This window comes from Salinimicrobium profundisediminis (genome assembly GCF_026241755.1).
In the GTDB taxonomy this organism is placed as follows: Bacteria; Bacteroidota; Bacteroidia; order Flavobacteriales; family Flavobacteriaceae; genus Salinimicrobium; species Salinimicrobium profundisediminis.
This window is the reverse complement of record NZ_JAPJDA010000022.1, coordinates 1-15267: the sequence shown is the minus strand read 5'-3', so window position 1 is coordinate 15267 and position 15267 is coordinate 1. Positions and strand designations below refer to the sequence as shown.

Genomic DNA, 15267 nt, shown 5'->3' with positions numbered 1-15267 from the left:
CTATATGGACTTCAAAAATGCCATTTTAGAAGGTATTCCCAACATCCTGCCTCCCGCAAAAGATTATGATCTCAATGTAAATCATGCTCCAAAACGCAAGGACATCCTCTCTGCTGAAGAAAAAAAACTCGCCCTGCGCAATGCACTTAGGTATTTTGACAGCAAACATCACGAAAAGCTGCTGCCCGAATTCCGCGAGGAACTTGATACCTACGGAAGGATCTATATGTACCGCCTGCGTCCCGATTATGAGATGTATGCCCGGCCAATTTCTGAATATCCCGGAAAATGTGAGCAGGCAAAAGGGATCATGCTCATGATCCAGAACAACCTGGATCCTCAGGTGGCCCAACATCCGCATGAGTTGATCACCTATGGCGGCAACGGCGCTGTTTTCCAGAATTGGGCACAATACCGCCTGGTGATGAAATATCTGGCCGAAATGACCGAAGAACAAACTTTGGTGATGAACTCAGGTCACCCGCTGGGACTCTTTCCTTCACATAAAGATGCACCGCGCGTGGTGGTAACCAATGGCATGATGATCCCCAACTACTCCAAACAGGACGACTGGGAAAAATTCAATGCGCTTGGCGTAACTCAATACGGACAAATGACTGCGGGCAGCTATATGTATATAGGCCCTCAGGGAATCGTTCACGGCACCACGATTACGGTACTGAATGCGCTTCGGAAAATTGCTCAAACGTCCACCTCTCCCCAGGGCAAGGGTGTCAAAAAGGGCATTTTAGGAGAGGGTTCTTTGTTTGTTACTTCAGGACTTGGTGGCATGAGCGGCGCACAACCCAAAGCCGGAAATATCGCCGGTTGCATTACGGTTTGTGCCGAAGTGAATCCAAAAGCAGTAGAAACACGTCACTCTCAGGGCTGGGTAGATGAAGTTGTTAAAGACCTCAATGTGCTGGTCCAAAAAGTTTCTGAAGCAAAAAAAGTAGGAAAAACCATCTCTTTTGCATACCTCGGAAATGTGGTAGAAGTATGGGAGAAATTTGATGAAGAGAATATTCATATTGATTTAGGAAGCGACCAGACTTCCCTGCACAACCCGTGGGCAGGAGGTTATTATCCGGCAGGCCTCACGATGGAAGAAGCAAACACCATGATGAGCCGCGATCCCGAAAGGTTCAAAGAAAAAGTACGGGAAAGTCTGCGGCGACAAACCGAAGCCATTAACCGCCACACCAAAAAAGGCACCTACTTTTTCGATTATGGAAATGCCTTTTTACTGGAGGCTTCGAGAGCAGGTGCCAAAATCTATAAAGACGAGGCAGGTGATTTTGTTAGCGGAGCTGCAGCAGGAGAAGACAAAGATTTCGCATACCCGAGTTACGTGCAGGACATTATGGGGCCCATGTGTTTTGATTACGGTTTTGGTCCCTTTCGCTGGGTATGCGCTTCAGGAAAGAAAGAAGATCTGGAGAAAACCGACCAGATTGCACGGGAAGTACTTCAGAAGTTAAAACAAGAGGTTCCCGAAGAAATTCAGCAGCAAATGCAGGACAACATCAAGTGGATCGAAGGTGCCAGGGCGAATAAGCTGGTGGTAGGTTCACAGGCCCGAATTCTTTATGCCGATGCTGAAGGCAGGATTGAAATCGCACGTGCCTTCAATAAAGCCATCGAAAAAGGGCAAATTGGAACTGTAATTTTGGGGCGTGACCATCACGATGTTTCGGGCACCGATTCTCCTTACCGCGAAACTTCCAATATTTACGACGGCTCCCGCTACACAGCCGATATGGCCATACAAAATGTGATTGGCGACAGCTTTAGAGGCGCCACCTGGGTGAGCATTCACAACGGCGGCGGTGTAGGCTGGGGTGAAGTGATCAATGGAGGGTTCGGTATGGTTCTTGAAGGAAATAAAGAGTCGGAGAGACGACTTAACTCAATGTTATTCTGGGATGTAAACAACGGGATTGCCCGTAGATCATGGGCCCGAAACGAAGGTGCTGTGTTCGCCATAAAACGCGCGATGGAAGTAGAACCTCGTTTAAAAGTCACTATGCCCAACATTGTAGATGATCGCCTGTTGGACAATTAACCTAAAAACAATATTTATATGAGAGCGATTAAAATTACTTCGGTACTCGTTCTGTTCGTGCTGGTAATGACTTCCTGTAGTACCGTGAAAGTAGCGACAGATTACGACAGGGAAGTCAACTTCTCACAGTACCAGACCTATGCCTTCTTCAAACCCGGTATTGACAAAGCAGAAATTTCTGATCTTGACAAAAAAAGGATTTTAAGAGCCATAGACCAGGAAATGCAGGAAAAAGGCTTTACAAAGTCAGATAATCCGGACATGCTTGTAAGCATTTTCACCAAGACCAAGGAGAACGTGAACATCTATAACAACGCCTACGGCTATGGTTACGGATGGGGCTGGCACCCTTGGTATTGGGGATCTGGATATAACACCGTAAGCTCTACTACCGAAGGTACTTTGTATATAGACCTTATTGATGCAGGAAAAAAAGAACTGGTATGGCAGGGAATGGGCACTGCAGCCCTTTCTACCAAAGTGGAACAAAAACAGGAAAGGATTAACGAAATTGTGGAAGAGATCCTGGAGAAATATCCACCTTCTTTGAACTAATTTACATTTTAAGTCCCCCACCTAAAGCCGCTAAAAACTTAAAAGATTAGCGGCTTTTTTGATTTACACTGAAGCCTATACAAATGGCATTCAATAGATTACAAACTTTATATTTTTGTATCTTTAAAACCTGTTCATTACCTATAGCTATGGAAAAAGAATTTGAATCGAATGAGATCATTGACCGGCTTCCGGCACACCTGAAGCAATTCATAAAGCCTCAGAATTACGAAGACTACACGCCAATCAATCAAGCGGTATGGCGGTATGTGATGCGCAAAAATGTAGATTACCTTAGCAAGGTTGCCCACTCCTCTTATCTCGACGGACTCAAAAAAACAGGAATTTCCATAGATCATATTCCCAATATGTACGGGATGAACAGGATCCTCAAGGAAATTGGCTGGGCCGCCGTAGCGGTTGACGGATTTATTCCGCCGGCAGCTTTTATGGAGTTTCAGGCTTTTAATGTACTGGTGATAGCCAGTGACATCAGGCAACTCGAGCACATAGAATACACCCCGGCACCTGATATTATCCATGAAGGTGCAGGCCACGCTCCTATTATTGCAAATCCCGAATACGCCGAATACCTCCGGCGCTTTGGGGAGATTGGTTGCAAAGCCATTTCCAGCGCAAAAGATTACGAGATCTACGAAGCCATTCGCCACCTTTCCATCATCAAAGAAGCCGAAGATACACCGCAGGAAGAGATCGAAGCTGCCGAGAAAAAAGTTGACGAACTGCAGAATGACCAGCGGGAGCAAAGCGAGATGGCCCAGATTAGAAACCTGCACTGGTGGACCGTGGAATATGGACTCATAGGTACGCCCGAAGATCCCAAAATATATGGCGCCGGACTCCTTTCCTCGATTGGGGAAAGCGCCTGGTGCATGACCGATAAGGTTAAGAAAATACCTTATACCATTGAAGCTGCACAGCAGGAATTCGACATTACAAAACCTCAGCCACAGCTGTACGTAACACCCGACTTTGCTCACCTGAGTCTTGTCCTGGAACAGTTCGCCAATAAAATGGCACTGCGCGTTGGCGGCCTGGAAGGCCTTCAAAAACTTATAAATTCCAAAAATATTGGTACGATAGAACTCAGCACCGGGATACAAATCTCGGGTAATTTCACCCGCGTGATTGAAGATCATGGAAAACCGGTTTATTTCCAAACAACCGGAGAAACTGCCCTGGCTGCCAGAGAGAAAGAACTGGTGGGCCACGGCAAGAAAAACCATCCCGATGGCTTTGGTTCTCCCGTTGGAAGGTTAAAAGGCATCAACCTTGCCATTGAAGATATGAGTCCGCGTGACCTGCGAGCTTACGATATTTATGAAGGCGAACAGGTGAATTTTGAATTTGAAGGCGGGATAACTGTTAAGGGGGAGATCATCACCGGCACCAGGAATTTACAGGGAAAGATCATACTTATAAGCTTAAAGAATTGCACCGTCACCTGGAAAGATGAGGTGCTGTTTAAGACAGAGTGGGGTAATTATGACATGGCCATTGGAAAAGAAGTGATCTCGGCCTTTGCAGGACCTGCAGATGCAAAATCCTTTAATCTTATCACTCACACTCCTTCCTCGACCACCATTAAAAGTAAAAAAACACCGGAGCGGGAGGAATTGGAATCCCTCTATGAATCTATTAGAAATATAAGGCAGGGAAAAAACACCAAATTCTCGCTGGAAGCAGCTTTTGATCTTGTGAAAAAATATCATCCTAAAGACTGGCTGCTTTCCGTAGAGATCTTTGAACTTGCCAGCGGGAAGGATGAGAAACTGGCTTCGGCAGTACTGGAACATCTGGAAGATATCAAACAAAGAAGACCAGAAGTTTCACACCTTATCGATAACGGGATCGGTTTGGTAAAACCCGGGTTAGTAACGCACTAATTACAGCTTCAACTCCTGCATTTCCTGTTCGGCGCTAAATTCCTGATCGTTATAGGTAAGCGTCCAGCCAAGGGTGTTGGTGAGGATATAGATCTTTTGCAGCTCACTTATCAGCCGGTTTTTGGCGTTGGATTTTAAAGTGGAATTCTCCACTTTTTCCCGCATTGATTTATTGATGCGCGTTTTGATCTTGTTATAATCATCGGCCGTAAACTGGTTAAGGTAATCCTGGGTGATGTCGTAATATTTTATATCGGGGTAGATATTTATCTCCTCTTCCGGAATATGTTTTATGTGAACCGTTTTATTTTCAACATCAACCTCAGTGACCAGTTTACTCAGGTCGTACGCCACCGTCGCTTTCGTATTCACAATAATTAGTGCCCTTTTTCGGGCCGGGAGCACATCCAGAAACCTGTTTTTTGTGTCTTTATAAGTATAAACCTGCGAAAAAGTTCCCTCGGTCACCACAAGTTTCCCAACGTTCTTAATTTGCTGCTGAATAAGCGCAGTGCTTTCCTCCAGGCGATCTCTTTCGGCATTTCGGTTCTCAAAATAGCGATAAACCATGAAAATAAGCAGTACTGCAAGGGCACCAAGAATGTATTTCTTCATGTTCTAAAAATACAAATTAGGAACCTGCTTTTTTTGAAGAAAATGTGAAGATTTCCCTTAAAAATTAATCTGAGGCACTTCTTTTTCGAGTTTTTCTATTTTTTGTTGAAGATTTATTCGGAATTTCTGATGTGCTTCAGAAGTTTCATTAAAAGGCCGGTGTAAAAGCCCTTTTTGGATGGTATCTACCTGTTTCATTACTTCGGAAGCTGCTGAAGCTATCCAGGTCTGCCTGAATTTTTCCCAAATATAATCTACCGCCACACTATTAGGGTGCACCATATCTTCAGTATAGAACCTGTAATCCCGAAGCTCGTCCATCATGATCTCATACGACGGAAAATAGCCAGAATTTTCTTCTGAAGCCACTACTTCCTGAATCGCAGTGATGAGTTTTGCCTTGCTTAACTGATTTTCAACAAAACCATCCTTTAAATGTCGCACAGGGGAAACAGTGAAGATAATTTCGGCTGAAGGATTGAGCGACCTCACAATTTCTGAGATGTCAAAAATGGCATTTTTGACATCTGTTATTTCCTTGCTAAAATTCGCCTGTGGCACTTTATGGCAATTAGCCACCAGCCGGCCAGTTTCATTTAGCCTATAGCCCCAGGCTGTTCCCGGCGTGATGATCACATGAGTGGCTGTCTTCAAAAACTCGCGGGTTTCCTTGACTGCAGCGTTCAATTTGCTCAGGATCTCCTCTTTTTCTACGGAATTAAGATCGGAATGGGCTTCATAGCATTTCCAGGTTTCATTGTGGTAAAAAATATCTGCTTCAGTAAAAACATGCTGCTCTTTTACCCTTTTTAAGAAGTTGTGAATGGCCGCAGGATGAAAAAGAATTCCGAAGGGATTGAGCAGGCTCGGGAATTTAAAGTACTCCAGTTTCTTTCCGATATTTTCCACAAAACAGGAACCCAAAAGCAGCACTTTTGAAGAGTAACCGATTTTTGGTTCTTTCGAAATGACGGGAACTTGAGTACGGAATTCCATTTGTTTCTATTTGCAGACCTACAAGGTTTTAAAACCTTGTAGGTCTTTTTAAATGAGAAATATTCTAGCAAAAACCTACAAGGTCAAAAAAAGACCTTGCAGGTTAATTTGAGATATAAAACCTAACAGGTCTTGGAGACCTGTTAGGTTTAGACGATTTAAAAATCTTATTTTACAAACTCCTCAGCCTTTTGCAGGGCCTCGTCCAATCCGGCAGGATTTTTACCTCCTGCGGTGGCGTAAAATGGTTGTCCGCCGCCGCCGCCCTGGATGTAGCGACCGAGTTCCTTTACTACCTTTCCGGCATTAAGACCTTTTTCCTGTACCAGGTTCTTTGAAATGTAACAGGACAGCATTGCTTTTTCATCCTGCCGGGTACCAAAAAGAAGGAATAGATTATCCATTTCATCTCCCCACTGGAAAGAAAGGTCTTTGATGCCGCCTATGTCTAAATCCACTTTTTGAGCCAGGAAGTTGATGCCGTTAATTTCTTTGATCTGGTTTTTAAGATCTCCCTTCAGGTTTTTTGCCTTATCGCGAAGCAGAGATTCGATCTGCTTCTTTAATTCGGCATTTTCTTCCTGCAGGTTCACCACTGCTTTCACGGGATCTTTGGCGTTCTTAAGCACAGCTTTGATCTCGCTGAAGGTTTGGGTTTGGGCAGTAAAATATTCTTTGGCAGCCTCGTTGGTAATAGCTTCAATCCGGCGAATCCCCGAAGCCACGGCACCTTCAGAAATGATCTTAAAATGCCATATATCGGCTGTATTTCCAACATGCGTTCCGCCGCAGAGTTCCATAGATTTTCCGAAGCGAATAGCGCGGACTTTATCGCCGTATTTCTCTCCAAAAAGGGCAATTACACCCTCGTTTATAGCATCCTGATAAGGCATTTCCCTGTTCTCAACAAGCGGCAGTTTATCGGCAATCCGCGTGTTCACAAAATCTTCTATCTGCTGCAATTCTTCCGAAGAAACTTTGCTGAAGTGAGAGAAGTCAAATCTTAAATAATCGCTTTGCACCATAGAACCTTTTTGCTCTACATGCGGCCCGAGAATTTCCCTGAGCGCCTGGTGCAATAAGTGCGTGGCACTGTGATTGGCCGCAGTACGTGCGCGTTGAGCCGCATTTACTTTGGCCGAAAAAGTACCCGAAAGATCTTCGGGAAGTTCTTTGGTGAGGTGAATAATAAGGTTGTTCTCTTTACGGGTGTCTAAAATGTAATTTACAGCGCCATTTTTTGACTCCAGAGTTCCTTTGTCACCTACCTGACCTCCGCCTTCAGGATAAAAAGGCGTCTTACTGAAGACCAGCTGGTATAGCTCCCCTTCTTTTTTAGATTCCACTTTGCGGTAGCGCAAGATCTCCACTTCGGCTTCAAGGCTGTCATAGCCCACAAAACCTTCGGTCTCTGCTTCCTTCACCACCTGCCAGTCTCCCGAAGTCACCTTGGAGGCATTCCGCGAACGGTCTTTTTGTTTCTGAAGCTCGGCTTCAAATTCCTTTTGGTCAAGGCTGTAGCCTTTTTCACTCAGAATTAGTGCGGTAAGGTCAATAGGGAATCCAAAAGTGTCATATAATTCAAAGGCTTTTTGGCCGGAAACTTTTTTGTCTTTGCTCTCTTGCATGATCTGATCCAGCAGCACCAACCCCTGATCAAGCGTGCGTAAAAAGGAATTTTCTTCTTCCCTTATCACGTTTGTGATGAGGTTTTGCTGAGAACGAAGTTCGGGAAATGCTTCTCCCATCTGGCTTGCCAGCGTTTTAACCAGTTTATAAACAAAGGCTTCTTTTTGGTTGAGGAAAGTGAAGCCATAGCGAATGGCCCTTCTAAGGATACGACGAATCACATAACCGGCGCCGGTACTACCCGGCAACTGCCCGTCGGCAATGGCAAAAGATACCGCCCGCACATGATCGGCAATTACGCGAATTGCGATGTCGGTCTCTTCGCTCTTCCCGTATTCTGAAGTTGTCACCTCGCTAATCTTCTTGATGAGCGGGGTGAAAACATCTGTATCGTAATTGGATTTTACGCCCTGCAGCGCCATACAGAGACGCTCAAAGCCCATCCCGGTATCCACGTGTTTCTCCGGAAGTTTTTCGAGGGAACCATCGGCTTTTCGGTTAAACTGAATGAAAACCAGGTTCCAGATCTCCACTACAAGCGGATGATCGTTATTAACAAGGTCCCTTCCGGGTGTTTTTGCTTTCTCTTCAGCCGATCTAAGGTCAATATGGATTTCAGAAGAAGGTCCGCACGGCCCCTGATCACCCATTTCCCAGAAATTATCTTTTTTATTTCCGTAGATAATGCGGTCTTCGGGCACTATTGCCTTCCAAAGATCTAATGCTTCCTGGTCTACTGGCAGATCTTCTTCTTCACTGCCTTCAAAAACCGATACATAAAGGTCTTCCTTGTTCAATTTATAAACTTCCGTGAGCAGTTCCCATGCCCAATGTATCGCTTCCTTCTTAAAATAATCTCCAAAACTCCAGTTGCCCAGCATCTCGAACATGGTATGATGATAGGTGTCTTTACCCACCTCTTCAAGATCGTTGTGCTTCCCGCTCACGCGAAGACATTTTTGGGTATCGGCGATGCGGCGGCTGGTTGGGGTTCCGTTTCCAAGAAAGAATTCCTTGAACTGGTTCATCCCGGCATTGGTAAACATGAGCGTAGGGTCATCTTTGACTACCATGGGCGCCGATGGCACTATGCTGTGGGATTTATTTTGAAAGAATTCGAGGAATTTAGAACGTATCTCCTGGGATTTCATGAAGGCTAGAATTTAATATTATGCTGTCGGGAAAACAATTTTTATATTTGTTCGTTTCTCAAGCTGATTGTTGCACTGTTTTTGCAACATATTAAGTAACGCAAAAATAGAATAATTTAACTTATATGTCTAAGGTTAAATATTATTACGACAGCGAGACGCTATCTTACAAAAAGATTGAGCGCAAAAAAGGCCGCCGCCTTGGAATTGCTGCTCTTAGTGTGCTGGGGACCTTCCTGGCAGGCTTTGTTCTCCTGGTAATCTACCTCAACATCCCGCAGCTGGAAACTCCCAAAGAAAAAGCACTTTCCCGCGAGCTGGAAAATATGAAGTTACAGTACAGCATGCTTAACCGTAAAATGGAGCAAATTGAGAATGTACTGGCCAATGTAGAAGATCGCGATAACAACATTTACCGTCTTTACTTTGAAGCAAACCCTATACCCGAAGAACAGCGCCTTGCCGGATTTGGAGGGATAAACCGCTATAAAGACCTGGAAGGTTTTGACAATTCAAAACTTATTATAGAAAGCCACAAAAAGCTGGATATGCTTACCAAGCGCCTGGTAGTACAGTCCCGCTCCCTTGACGAGATCGTAGAGCTGGCCAATGATAAAGAGAATTTGCTGGCTTCAATTCCTGCAATTATTCCTGTGAAGAACGAAAACCTAAAAAGGATGGCTTCAGGTTATGGCTGGCGCACAGATCCTTTTACCAAAGTGCGAAAATTCCATTATGGAATGGACTTTACAGCACCACGTGGCACGCCTGTTTATGCCACTGGTGACGGGGTTGTAGAACGCGCAGACAACCGTTCCAGCGGTTATGGTAACCACATTAGAATTAATCACGGCTATGGCTACGTGAGCCTTTACGGACATTTGTACAAGTACAATGTAAAGAGAGGACAAAAGGTGCAAAGAGGAGATCTTATTGGCTTTGTTGGCAGCACCGGCCGTTCACAGGCGCCTCACCTGCACTACGAGATCTTTAAGGATGATGAAAAGATCAATCCTATCAACTTTTACTACGGACATTTATCTCCAGCTGAATACGACGAAATCCTGGAGCAGGCACAACTTGAAAACCAATCTCTGGATTAATGCACGTAAACCTGCCAGATAAATTGTACTATTCTATTGGCGAAGTGGCCGAAGCTTTTAACGTGAACACCTCTCTCATCAGGTTTTGGGAGAAGGAATTTGATGCCATAAAACCGCGGAAGAACGCCAAGGGCAATCGTAAATTCACTAAAGAAGATATTAAAAACCTCGAATTGATCTATCACCTGGTCAAAGAAAGAGGCTTTACCCTGGAGGGTGCAAAAATCCATCTGAAGGAAGAGAAAAGCCGGAAAACATTGTCTAACTTTGAAGTCATTCGCAAGTTAGAAAATATAAAGTCTACACTAATAAACTTAAAAAAGGAATTGTAATATGAAAAAGTGGCTCGTCCCCGTATTGATCATTGGGGCTATTGTCTTAGGTCTTTACCTGTTAACCGTTGGAAAATACAACAATGCTGTAGTAAAGCAGGAAACTGCACAAACAGCCTGGTCACAGGTAGAGAGTGCATACCAACGCCGAAGCGACCTCATCCCAAACCTGGTGAATACCGTGAAAGGTGCGGCAGACTTTGAAAGAGGAACACTTACCGATGTTATTGAAGCCCGGGCAAAAGCAACTTCTGTAAATGTAGATGCCAGCAATATCACGCAGGAGAACCTTCAGCAGTTTCAGCAGGCACAGGGAGAAGTTTCTTCAGCTTTGTCGCGTTTACTGGTAACCGTTGAAAGATATCCGGAACTTCGGGCTACACAAAATTTTCAGCAGCTACAGTCACAGCTTGAAGGCACAGAGAACCGAATTAACGTAGAGAGAAACCGTTACAACGAACAGGTAAGGGATTACAACACCTACATCAGGAAGTTTCCTAACAACCTTATTGTAGGCATGTATGGTTTTGAAAGAATGCCTCTTTTTGAAGCCGATCCAGGTTCAGAAAACGCACCCGAAGTAGATTTTGATTTCTAAAAGTTCCAAAAATGTCAAAAATAGAAGAGTTTCTTTCCGAAGCAGACGAAGCCGAAGTGGTAGCAGCCATTAGAGAGGCCGAGAATAAAACTTCAGGAGAAATTCGGGTACATATTGAGAAGACCAGCAAGGGCAAAATCTGGGACCGTGCTATGGAAGTTTTTCATTTGTTAAAGATGGATAACACCAAAGAAGACAATGGGGTGCTCATCTATGTTGCCATTGAAGACCGGCAGTTTGTGATCTACGGCGATAAAGGGATCAATAAAGTGGTGCCCGAAGGTTTTTGGAAAACCACCAAAGATGCTATTTCTTCAAGGTTCAAAAATGGGGAATTTAAACAAGGCCTCATTGACGGTATACTTATGGCCGGAAAGGAATTACAGGAACATTTTCCCTGGAGCGAAGATGACACCAATGAACTTTCGGATAAAATATCCAAATAATGAACAATTTACTTCGGAATTTCCTTTTTACAATCATCTTTTTCAGCCTCGGCTTTACTACCTATGCTCAAAGGGACATTCCCGCAAGACCTTCTTTAGAGACCAGTATTTATGATGAAGCCGAAGTACTCTCGCCACAGGAAGAGCAGGCTTTAGAACGCAAGCTTATTAGCTACGCCGATACTACCTCCACCCAAATAGTAATTGCTACAATAGAATCCCTGCAGGGGGAATATATTGGCACCTATGCTGCCGAATGGGCTCATGAATGGGGCGTGGGACAGGCCGAAGAAGACAACGGAATATTGATCTTACTGGCCGAAAGCGAACGCAAGATCTGGATCTCTACGGGCTACGGAATTGAAAGTACACTTACCGATGCCCTCTCAAAACAAATTATTGAAAGTGTGATCCTTCCGGAATTTCGCTCCGGAAGTTATTACCGCGGATTAGATGCGGGTACAACTGCTATTTTCCAGGTGCTTGACGGCACTTTTGAAGGTTCGCGACCAGCTTCGGGCGACGGAGCTTCTCCAAGATTCATTGTCCTGGCCCTCATTTTTATCGTTTTTCTCATCATCCTTAGTTCCCGCAACAAAAGAGGCGGTGGCCGTGGCGGATTCCGTCGTGGCGGCGGACTCCTCGACATCCTGGTGCTTAGCAGCCTTGGTCGTGGTGGCTTTGGCGGTGGCAGCTTTGGTGGCGGAGGAGGCGGTTTTGGCGGCGGCGGTGGCTTTGGTGGAGGCTTCGGCGGCGGTGGCTTTGGCGGCGGCGGTGCCGGCGGGGGATGGTAATTTTTTAGTGTGCAGTAGGATTCAGTGATCAGTGATCACTGGTCAGTTGTCAGTTGTCAGGAAAATTCAAATATTATAGTTCAGGCACTTAATTCAAAAAAATAAGTTTATACACGACACGGATTGCAAATCCGCGCCAACAATAGTGCAAATTCCAATTTTCAAGCACCAAATTCCAAAAAATAAATTCCAATGGAAAGCCCCAGCGGGGCAAAATATTGGTAGACGGGGTTTTCAACCCCGGGATTAAAGAACACCACCCACATCAGGAGCCCTGAAAGGGCGAGATATTTATAGCATTTTGTTCCCGAATCATAAAGAGTCCCGGAGGGACGGAATATTGGAAAATTGAAAGATGATTTAGTGCATGGCACGGATTGTAAATCTGCGCCATCGGGAGTACAAATCTCAAATTCCAAGGACCAAATTCCAAAAAACGAATTCCTATTTAAAGCCCCAGCGGGGCGGCATATTTATAGCACTTTATTTCCGAATCATAAAGAGTCCCGGAGGGACGGCATATTGGGAGGTTGAAAGATAATTTAGTGCACGACACGGATTGTAAATCCGCGCCAACAATGTTCAAATTCCAATTTTCAAGCACCAAATTCCAAGCACCAAATCCAAAAAAACGAATTCCAAAAAAACGAATTCCAATTGAAAGCCCCAGCGGGGCGAGATATTTATAGCATTTTATTCCCGAATCACAAAGAGTCCCGGAGGGACGGCATATTGGGAAGTTGAAAGATAATTTAGTGCATGGCACCGATTGCAAATCCACGCAAGCGGGAGTTCAAATCTCAATTTTCAAGCATCTAATTCCAAAAAAAATCCAATTCATACCCCAGCACGGATTGAAAATCCGCTCCAACAATAGTGCAAATTCCAATTGAAAGCCCCAGCGGGGCGGCATATTTATAGCATTTCATTCCCGAATCATGAAGAGTCCCGGAGTGACGGAATATTGGTAAATTGAAAGATAATCTAGTGCATTGCACGGATTGTAAATCTGCGCCATCGGGAGTACAAATCTCAAATTCCAAGCACCAAATCCCAAAAAACAAATTCCAATGGAAAGCCCCGGAGGGGCGGCATATTTATAGCATTTTATTTCCGAATCATAAAGAGTCCCGGAGGGACGGCATATTGGAAAATTGAAAGATGATTTAGTGCATGGCACGTGCAAATCTGTGCCAGCGGGAGTTCAAGCACCAAATTCCGAAAAAATAAATTCCAATATGTATACGGCACGGATTGTAAATCCGCGCCAGCTGAGATTTAGCCTTCCTATTTACTGTTTACTAACAACTGCAAACTAACAAAGGAGGGGTTCCAAAAATGTCATTTTTGGAACCCCTCCTTTTTATTCGTCTACCTTCTATCTTCCCCTACATTCTTATGATCCCTCCGCCTCTTCGGTTTGGATCCTTTCCTCCAAACTTACTTAGTTTGTAGGTGAAGCTAAGCATAAAATACTGTTCAAGGATGAGTTCGCGGGTGTCCTGCACAAAATCTTCCCCGGTGGTACGGGATGTACTCACATTTTCGTTTAACAAATCGTAAACCTTCAGCTTTAATGTGGCATCGTCTTTCAGGAATTTGTAGCCAAGGCTCATATTCCATAAAAGTGAAGTATCCTCAAACCCAGGCGCAACATTTCCGTAGGAATTAAAGGAAAAATCATTGCCAAAAACCACATTTTTGGGCCAGTAGGTTGTTGCTTCCAAGGCCACCGTATGATTCACATACTCTTCTTCCCTATTGTTGTTAATACCGTACTGCGTGTTGACATAACTCAACTCATACCGGGGATTGATCTCTATCACATCTTCATAGTTATAACCCAGCCTTAATGAAGGGTTAGCTCCAAAACGATCTGCCTTATAACGGGTTCCATTTGAAAATCCTAACTGCCGGTTATAATTTCCGTTAAGACCAACGCGATAATTGTACTCCTGCTTTTCCTTTTTATATCGCTTTGAATAGAAAACTCCGGCATAGGAAGTCAAACCTCCATCCAAATTTCTGTATGTGGTGGTTGTGATAAGGTCTTCAGTAATTGAATAGGGCACCACCTGGTTGTCGTAAAATGTTGCCGAAGCATAGATATTCATTCCGCTGCGGGTGGCAAAGTCGAAGTTATGGTATCCAAAATTCAGATTTTGGGAGTAGGTTGGATCCAGTTCGGGATTTCCCACAATAATGTTCAGTGGATTGGTAAGGTTGGGCACCGGCTGCAACTGTGAAATTGATGGGATGTTATTATCTGTACGATACCTGAAGTAAAATGATTTACCACGGGTGATCTCATACCTAATGTCGGCTTCCATAAAAAGCTCATTGTAATTTTTCTTAAAGGAGCTCTCTACCAGGAAATCCTCATTTTCAAGAGAAGTATTTAGAAGTCCCAGGTTAAACCCTCCCCTTAATTTTTTGCCTTCGTAATTAATTCCGGCATTTGGGATATGCTTGTAACTCGTCACTTCAAAGTCGTTGCTGAGTTCCCCTTCTAAAAGGTCATAATCACCGCTGTCTTCGTCAAACTGGTAAACAGAACGGGTATTGGAAAGGTTGAGCACAGAGAAATCATAAGAAAGATCAAGAAAAAGCTTATCGGCAAGAACAGAGCGCTGGGTAATTCCCGCTTCATATTCATCTGAGCTGTTATCTTCATCAATGAACTGATCCTGTATCGCAGTGCCTATGGTGGTGCCATCTTCTACGGTAAACCTTTCGGAATAGAAGAAATTATCGCTTTCCTGTTTTTCGTTACGGTTATTAAAATCAATTTGCAAATAAGCCCCGCGGCTGCCAAATTTCCTGATAAAATCTATTCTATTACGGAAGTTGCTGCTGTACAATTCTTCATTATCAAAGGTGTTGGAAAGGAGTTGAGAGGCCCCTTCCATTCTTTCTGAAACGCTGTTGCGATCTGAAAATCCATTATTGATATTTACCGATGGCCTTACCGAGATCCTGGTTAGCGTATCGAGCTCTACCTCAAAAGCCAGGTTTGCCCGGTGACTTTCATTAACCATGTTTCCTGAAGATTCAGAATTAGTGAAAAAAGTACTAT

General features: G+C 44.2%; 12 protein-coding genes. 8 read left to right on the top strand and 4 right to left on the bottom strand.

Annotated elements, in window-relative coordinates; genetic code table 11:
• Positions 1 to 4: 4 nt before the first annotated feature.
• The 3 genes from hutU to OQ279_RS13275 all read left to right on the top strand — a co-directional run bounded on the left by hutU (position 5) and on the right by OQ279_RS13275 (position 4527).
• Entirely contained in the window at positions 5 to 2065 is a 2061-nt protein-coding gene (hutU, locus tag OQ279_RS13285) for a urocanate hydratase (RefSeq protein ID WP_266070452.1), read from the top strand.
• 18 nt (positions 2066 to 2083) lie between these two features.
• Complete coding sequence (locus OQ279_RS13280; RefSeq protein WP_266070451.1) at positions 2084 to 2620, top strand: DUF4136 domain-containing protein; 537 nt, start codon at positions 2084 to 2086, stop codon at positions 2618 to 2620.
• A 149-nt stretch (positions 2621 to 2769) separates the two neighbouring features.
• A complete protein-coding gene (locus OQ279_RS13275; RefSeq protein WP_266070450.1) occupies positions 2770 to 4527 on the top strand; it encodes an aromatic amino acid hydroxylase in 1758 nt (585 codons plus the stop codon).
• Here OQ279_RS13275 and OQ279_RS13270 read toward each other — a convergent pair whose 3' ends face one another.
• From OQ279_RS13270 to alaS, 3 genes are all read right to left on the bottom strand, one after another.
• Complete coding sequence (locus OQ279_RS13270; RefSeq protein ID WP_266070449.1) at positions 4528 to 5142, bottom strand: DUF4230 domain-containing protein; 615 nt, start codon at positions 5140 to 5142, stop codon at positions 4528 to 4530. It lies immediately after the preceding gene.
• 57 nt (positions 5143 to 5199) lie between these two features.
• Positions 5200 to 6138, bottom strand: coding sequence for a GSCFA domain-containing protein (locus tag OQ279_RS13265; RefSeq protein WP_266070448.1), 939 nt, complete (start codon positions 6136 to 6138; stop codon positions 5200 to 5202).
• A gap of 167 nt (positions 6139 to 6305) precedes the next feature.
• The gene (gene alaS, locus OQ279_RS13260; protein WP_266070447.1) at positions 6306 to 8918 is read right to left on the bottom strand and encodes an alanine--tRNA ligase; all 2613 of its coding nucleotides are present in this window, start codon (positions 8916 to 8918) and stop codon (positions 6306 to 6308) included.
• Between the two features lie 125 nt (positions 8919 to 9043).
• Here alaS and OQ279_RS13255 point away from each other — a divergent pair, with 125 nt between their 5' ends.
• From OQ279_RS13255 to OQ279_RS13235, 5 genes are read left to right on the top strand one after another with little or no spacing between them, the layout of a single operon-like run.
• Positions 9044 to 10021, top strand: coding sequence for a M23 family metallopeptidase (locus OQ279_RS13255; protein ID WP_266070446.1), 978 nt, complete (start codon positions 9044 to 9046; stop codon positions 10019 to 10021).
• Entirely contained in the window at positions 10021 to 10353 is a 333-nt protein-coding gene (locus OQ279_RS13250) for a MerR family transcriptional regulator (RefSeq protein ID WP_266070444.1), read from the top strand. Before OQ279_RS13255 ends, OQ279_RS13250 begins: the two co-directional genes overlap by 1 nt.
• A gap of 1 nt (position 10354) precedes the next feature.
• Positions 10355 to 10951 carry a LemA family protein gene (locus OQ279_RS13245; RefSeq protein ID WP_266070443.1) on the top strand — a complete coding sequence of 199 codons (597 nt, stop codon included), beginning with the start codon at positions 10355 to 10357 and terminating at the stop codon, positions 10949 to 10951.
• An 11-nt stretch (positions 10952 to 10962) separates the two neighbouring features.
• On the top strand, positions 10963 to 11397 hold the full coding sequence (locus OQ279_RS13240) for a TPM domain-containing protein (protein ID WP_266070442.1): 435 nt from the start codon (positions 10963 to 10965) through the stop codon (positions 11395 to 11397).
• Positions 11397 to 12191: a TPM domain-containing protein gene (locus OQ279_RS13235; protein WP_266070441.1), complete on the top strand. Its 795-nt coding sequence runs from the start codon at positions 11397 to 11399 to the stop codon at positions 12189 to 12191. Before OQ279_RS13240 ends, OQ279_RS13235 begins: the two co-directional genes overlap by 1 nt.
• Before the next feature lie 1388 nt (positions 12192 to 13579).
• On the opposite strand, the gene OQ279_RS13230 is transcribed toward OQ279_RS13235, so the two are convergent.
• Positions 13580 to 15267 (bottom strand): outer membrane beta-barrel protein (locus OQ279_RS13230; protein ID WP_266070440.1); only part of this gene is annotated, 1688 nt, incomplete at its 5' end.

What these genes read in the sequence shown, in the direction of transcription:
- OQ279_RS13240 (WP_266070442.1), top strand. Translation starts at nt 10,963, where the DNA reads ATGTCAAAAATAGAAGAGTTTCTTTCCGAAGCAGACGAAGCCGAAGTG.
- OQ279_RS13250 (WP_266070444.1), top strand. Translation starts at nt 10,021, where the DNA reads ATGCACGTAAACCTGCCAGATAAATTGTACTATTCTATTGGCGAAGTG.
- OQ279_RS13275 (WP_266070450.1), top strand. Translation starts at nt 2,770, where the DNA reads ATGGAAAAAGAATTTGAATCGAATGAGATCATTGACCGGCTTCCGGCA.
- hutU (WP_266070452.1), top strand. Translation starts at nt 5, where the DNA reads ATGGACTTCAAAAATGCCATTTTAGAAGGTATTCCCAACATCCTGCCT.
- OQ279_RS13265 (WP_266070448.1), bottom strand. Translation starts at nt 6,138, where the DNA reads ATGGAATTCCGTACTCAAGTTCCCGTCATTTCGAAAGAACCAAAAATC.
- OQ279_RS13245 (WP_266070443.1), top strand. Translation starts at nt 10,355, where the DNA reads ATGAAAAAGTGGCTCGTCCCCGTATTGATCATTGGGGCTATTGTCTTA.
- OQ279_RS13255 (WP_266070446.1), top strand. Translation starts at nt 9,044, where the DNA reads ATGTCTAAGGTTAAATATTATTACGACAGCGAGACGCTATCTTACAAA.
- OQ279_RS13280 (WP_266070451.1), top strand. Translation starts at nt 2,084, where the DNA reads ATGAGAGCGATTAAAATTACTTCGGTACTCGTTCTGTTCGTGCTGGTA.
- alaS (WP_266070447.1), bottom strand. Translation starts at nt 8,918, where the DNA reads ATGAAATCCCAGGAGATACGTTCTAAATTCCTCGAATTCTTTCAAAAT.
- OQ279_RS13235 (WP_266070441.1), top strand. Translation starts at nt 11,397, where the DNA reads ATGAACAATTTACTTCGGAATTTCCTTTTTACAATCATCTTTTTCAGC.
- OQ279_RS13270 (WP_266070449.1), bottom strand. Translation starts at nt 5,142, where the DNA reads ATGAAGAAATACATTCTTGGTGCCCTTGCAGTACTGCTTATTTTCATG.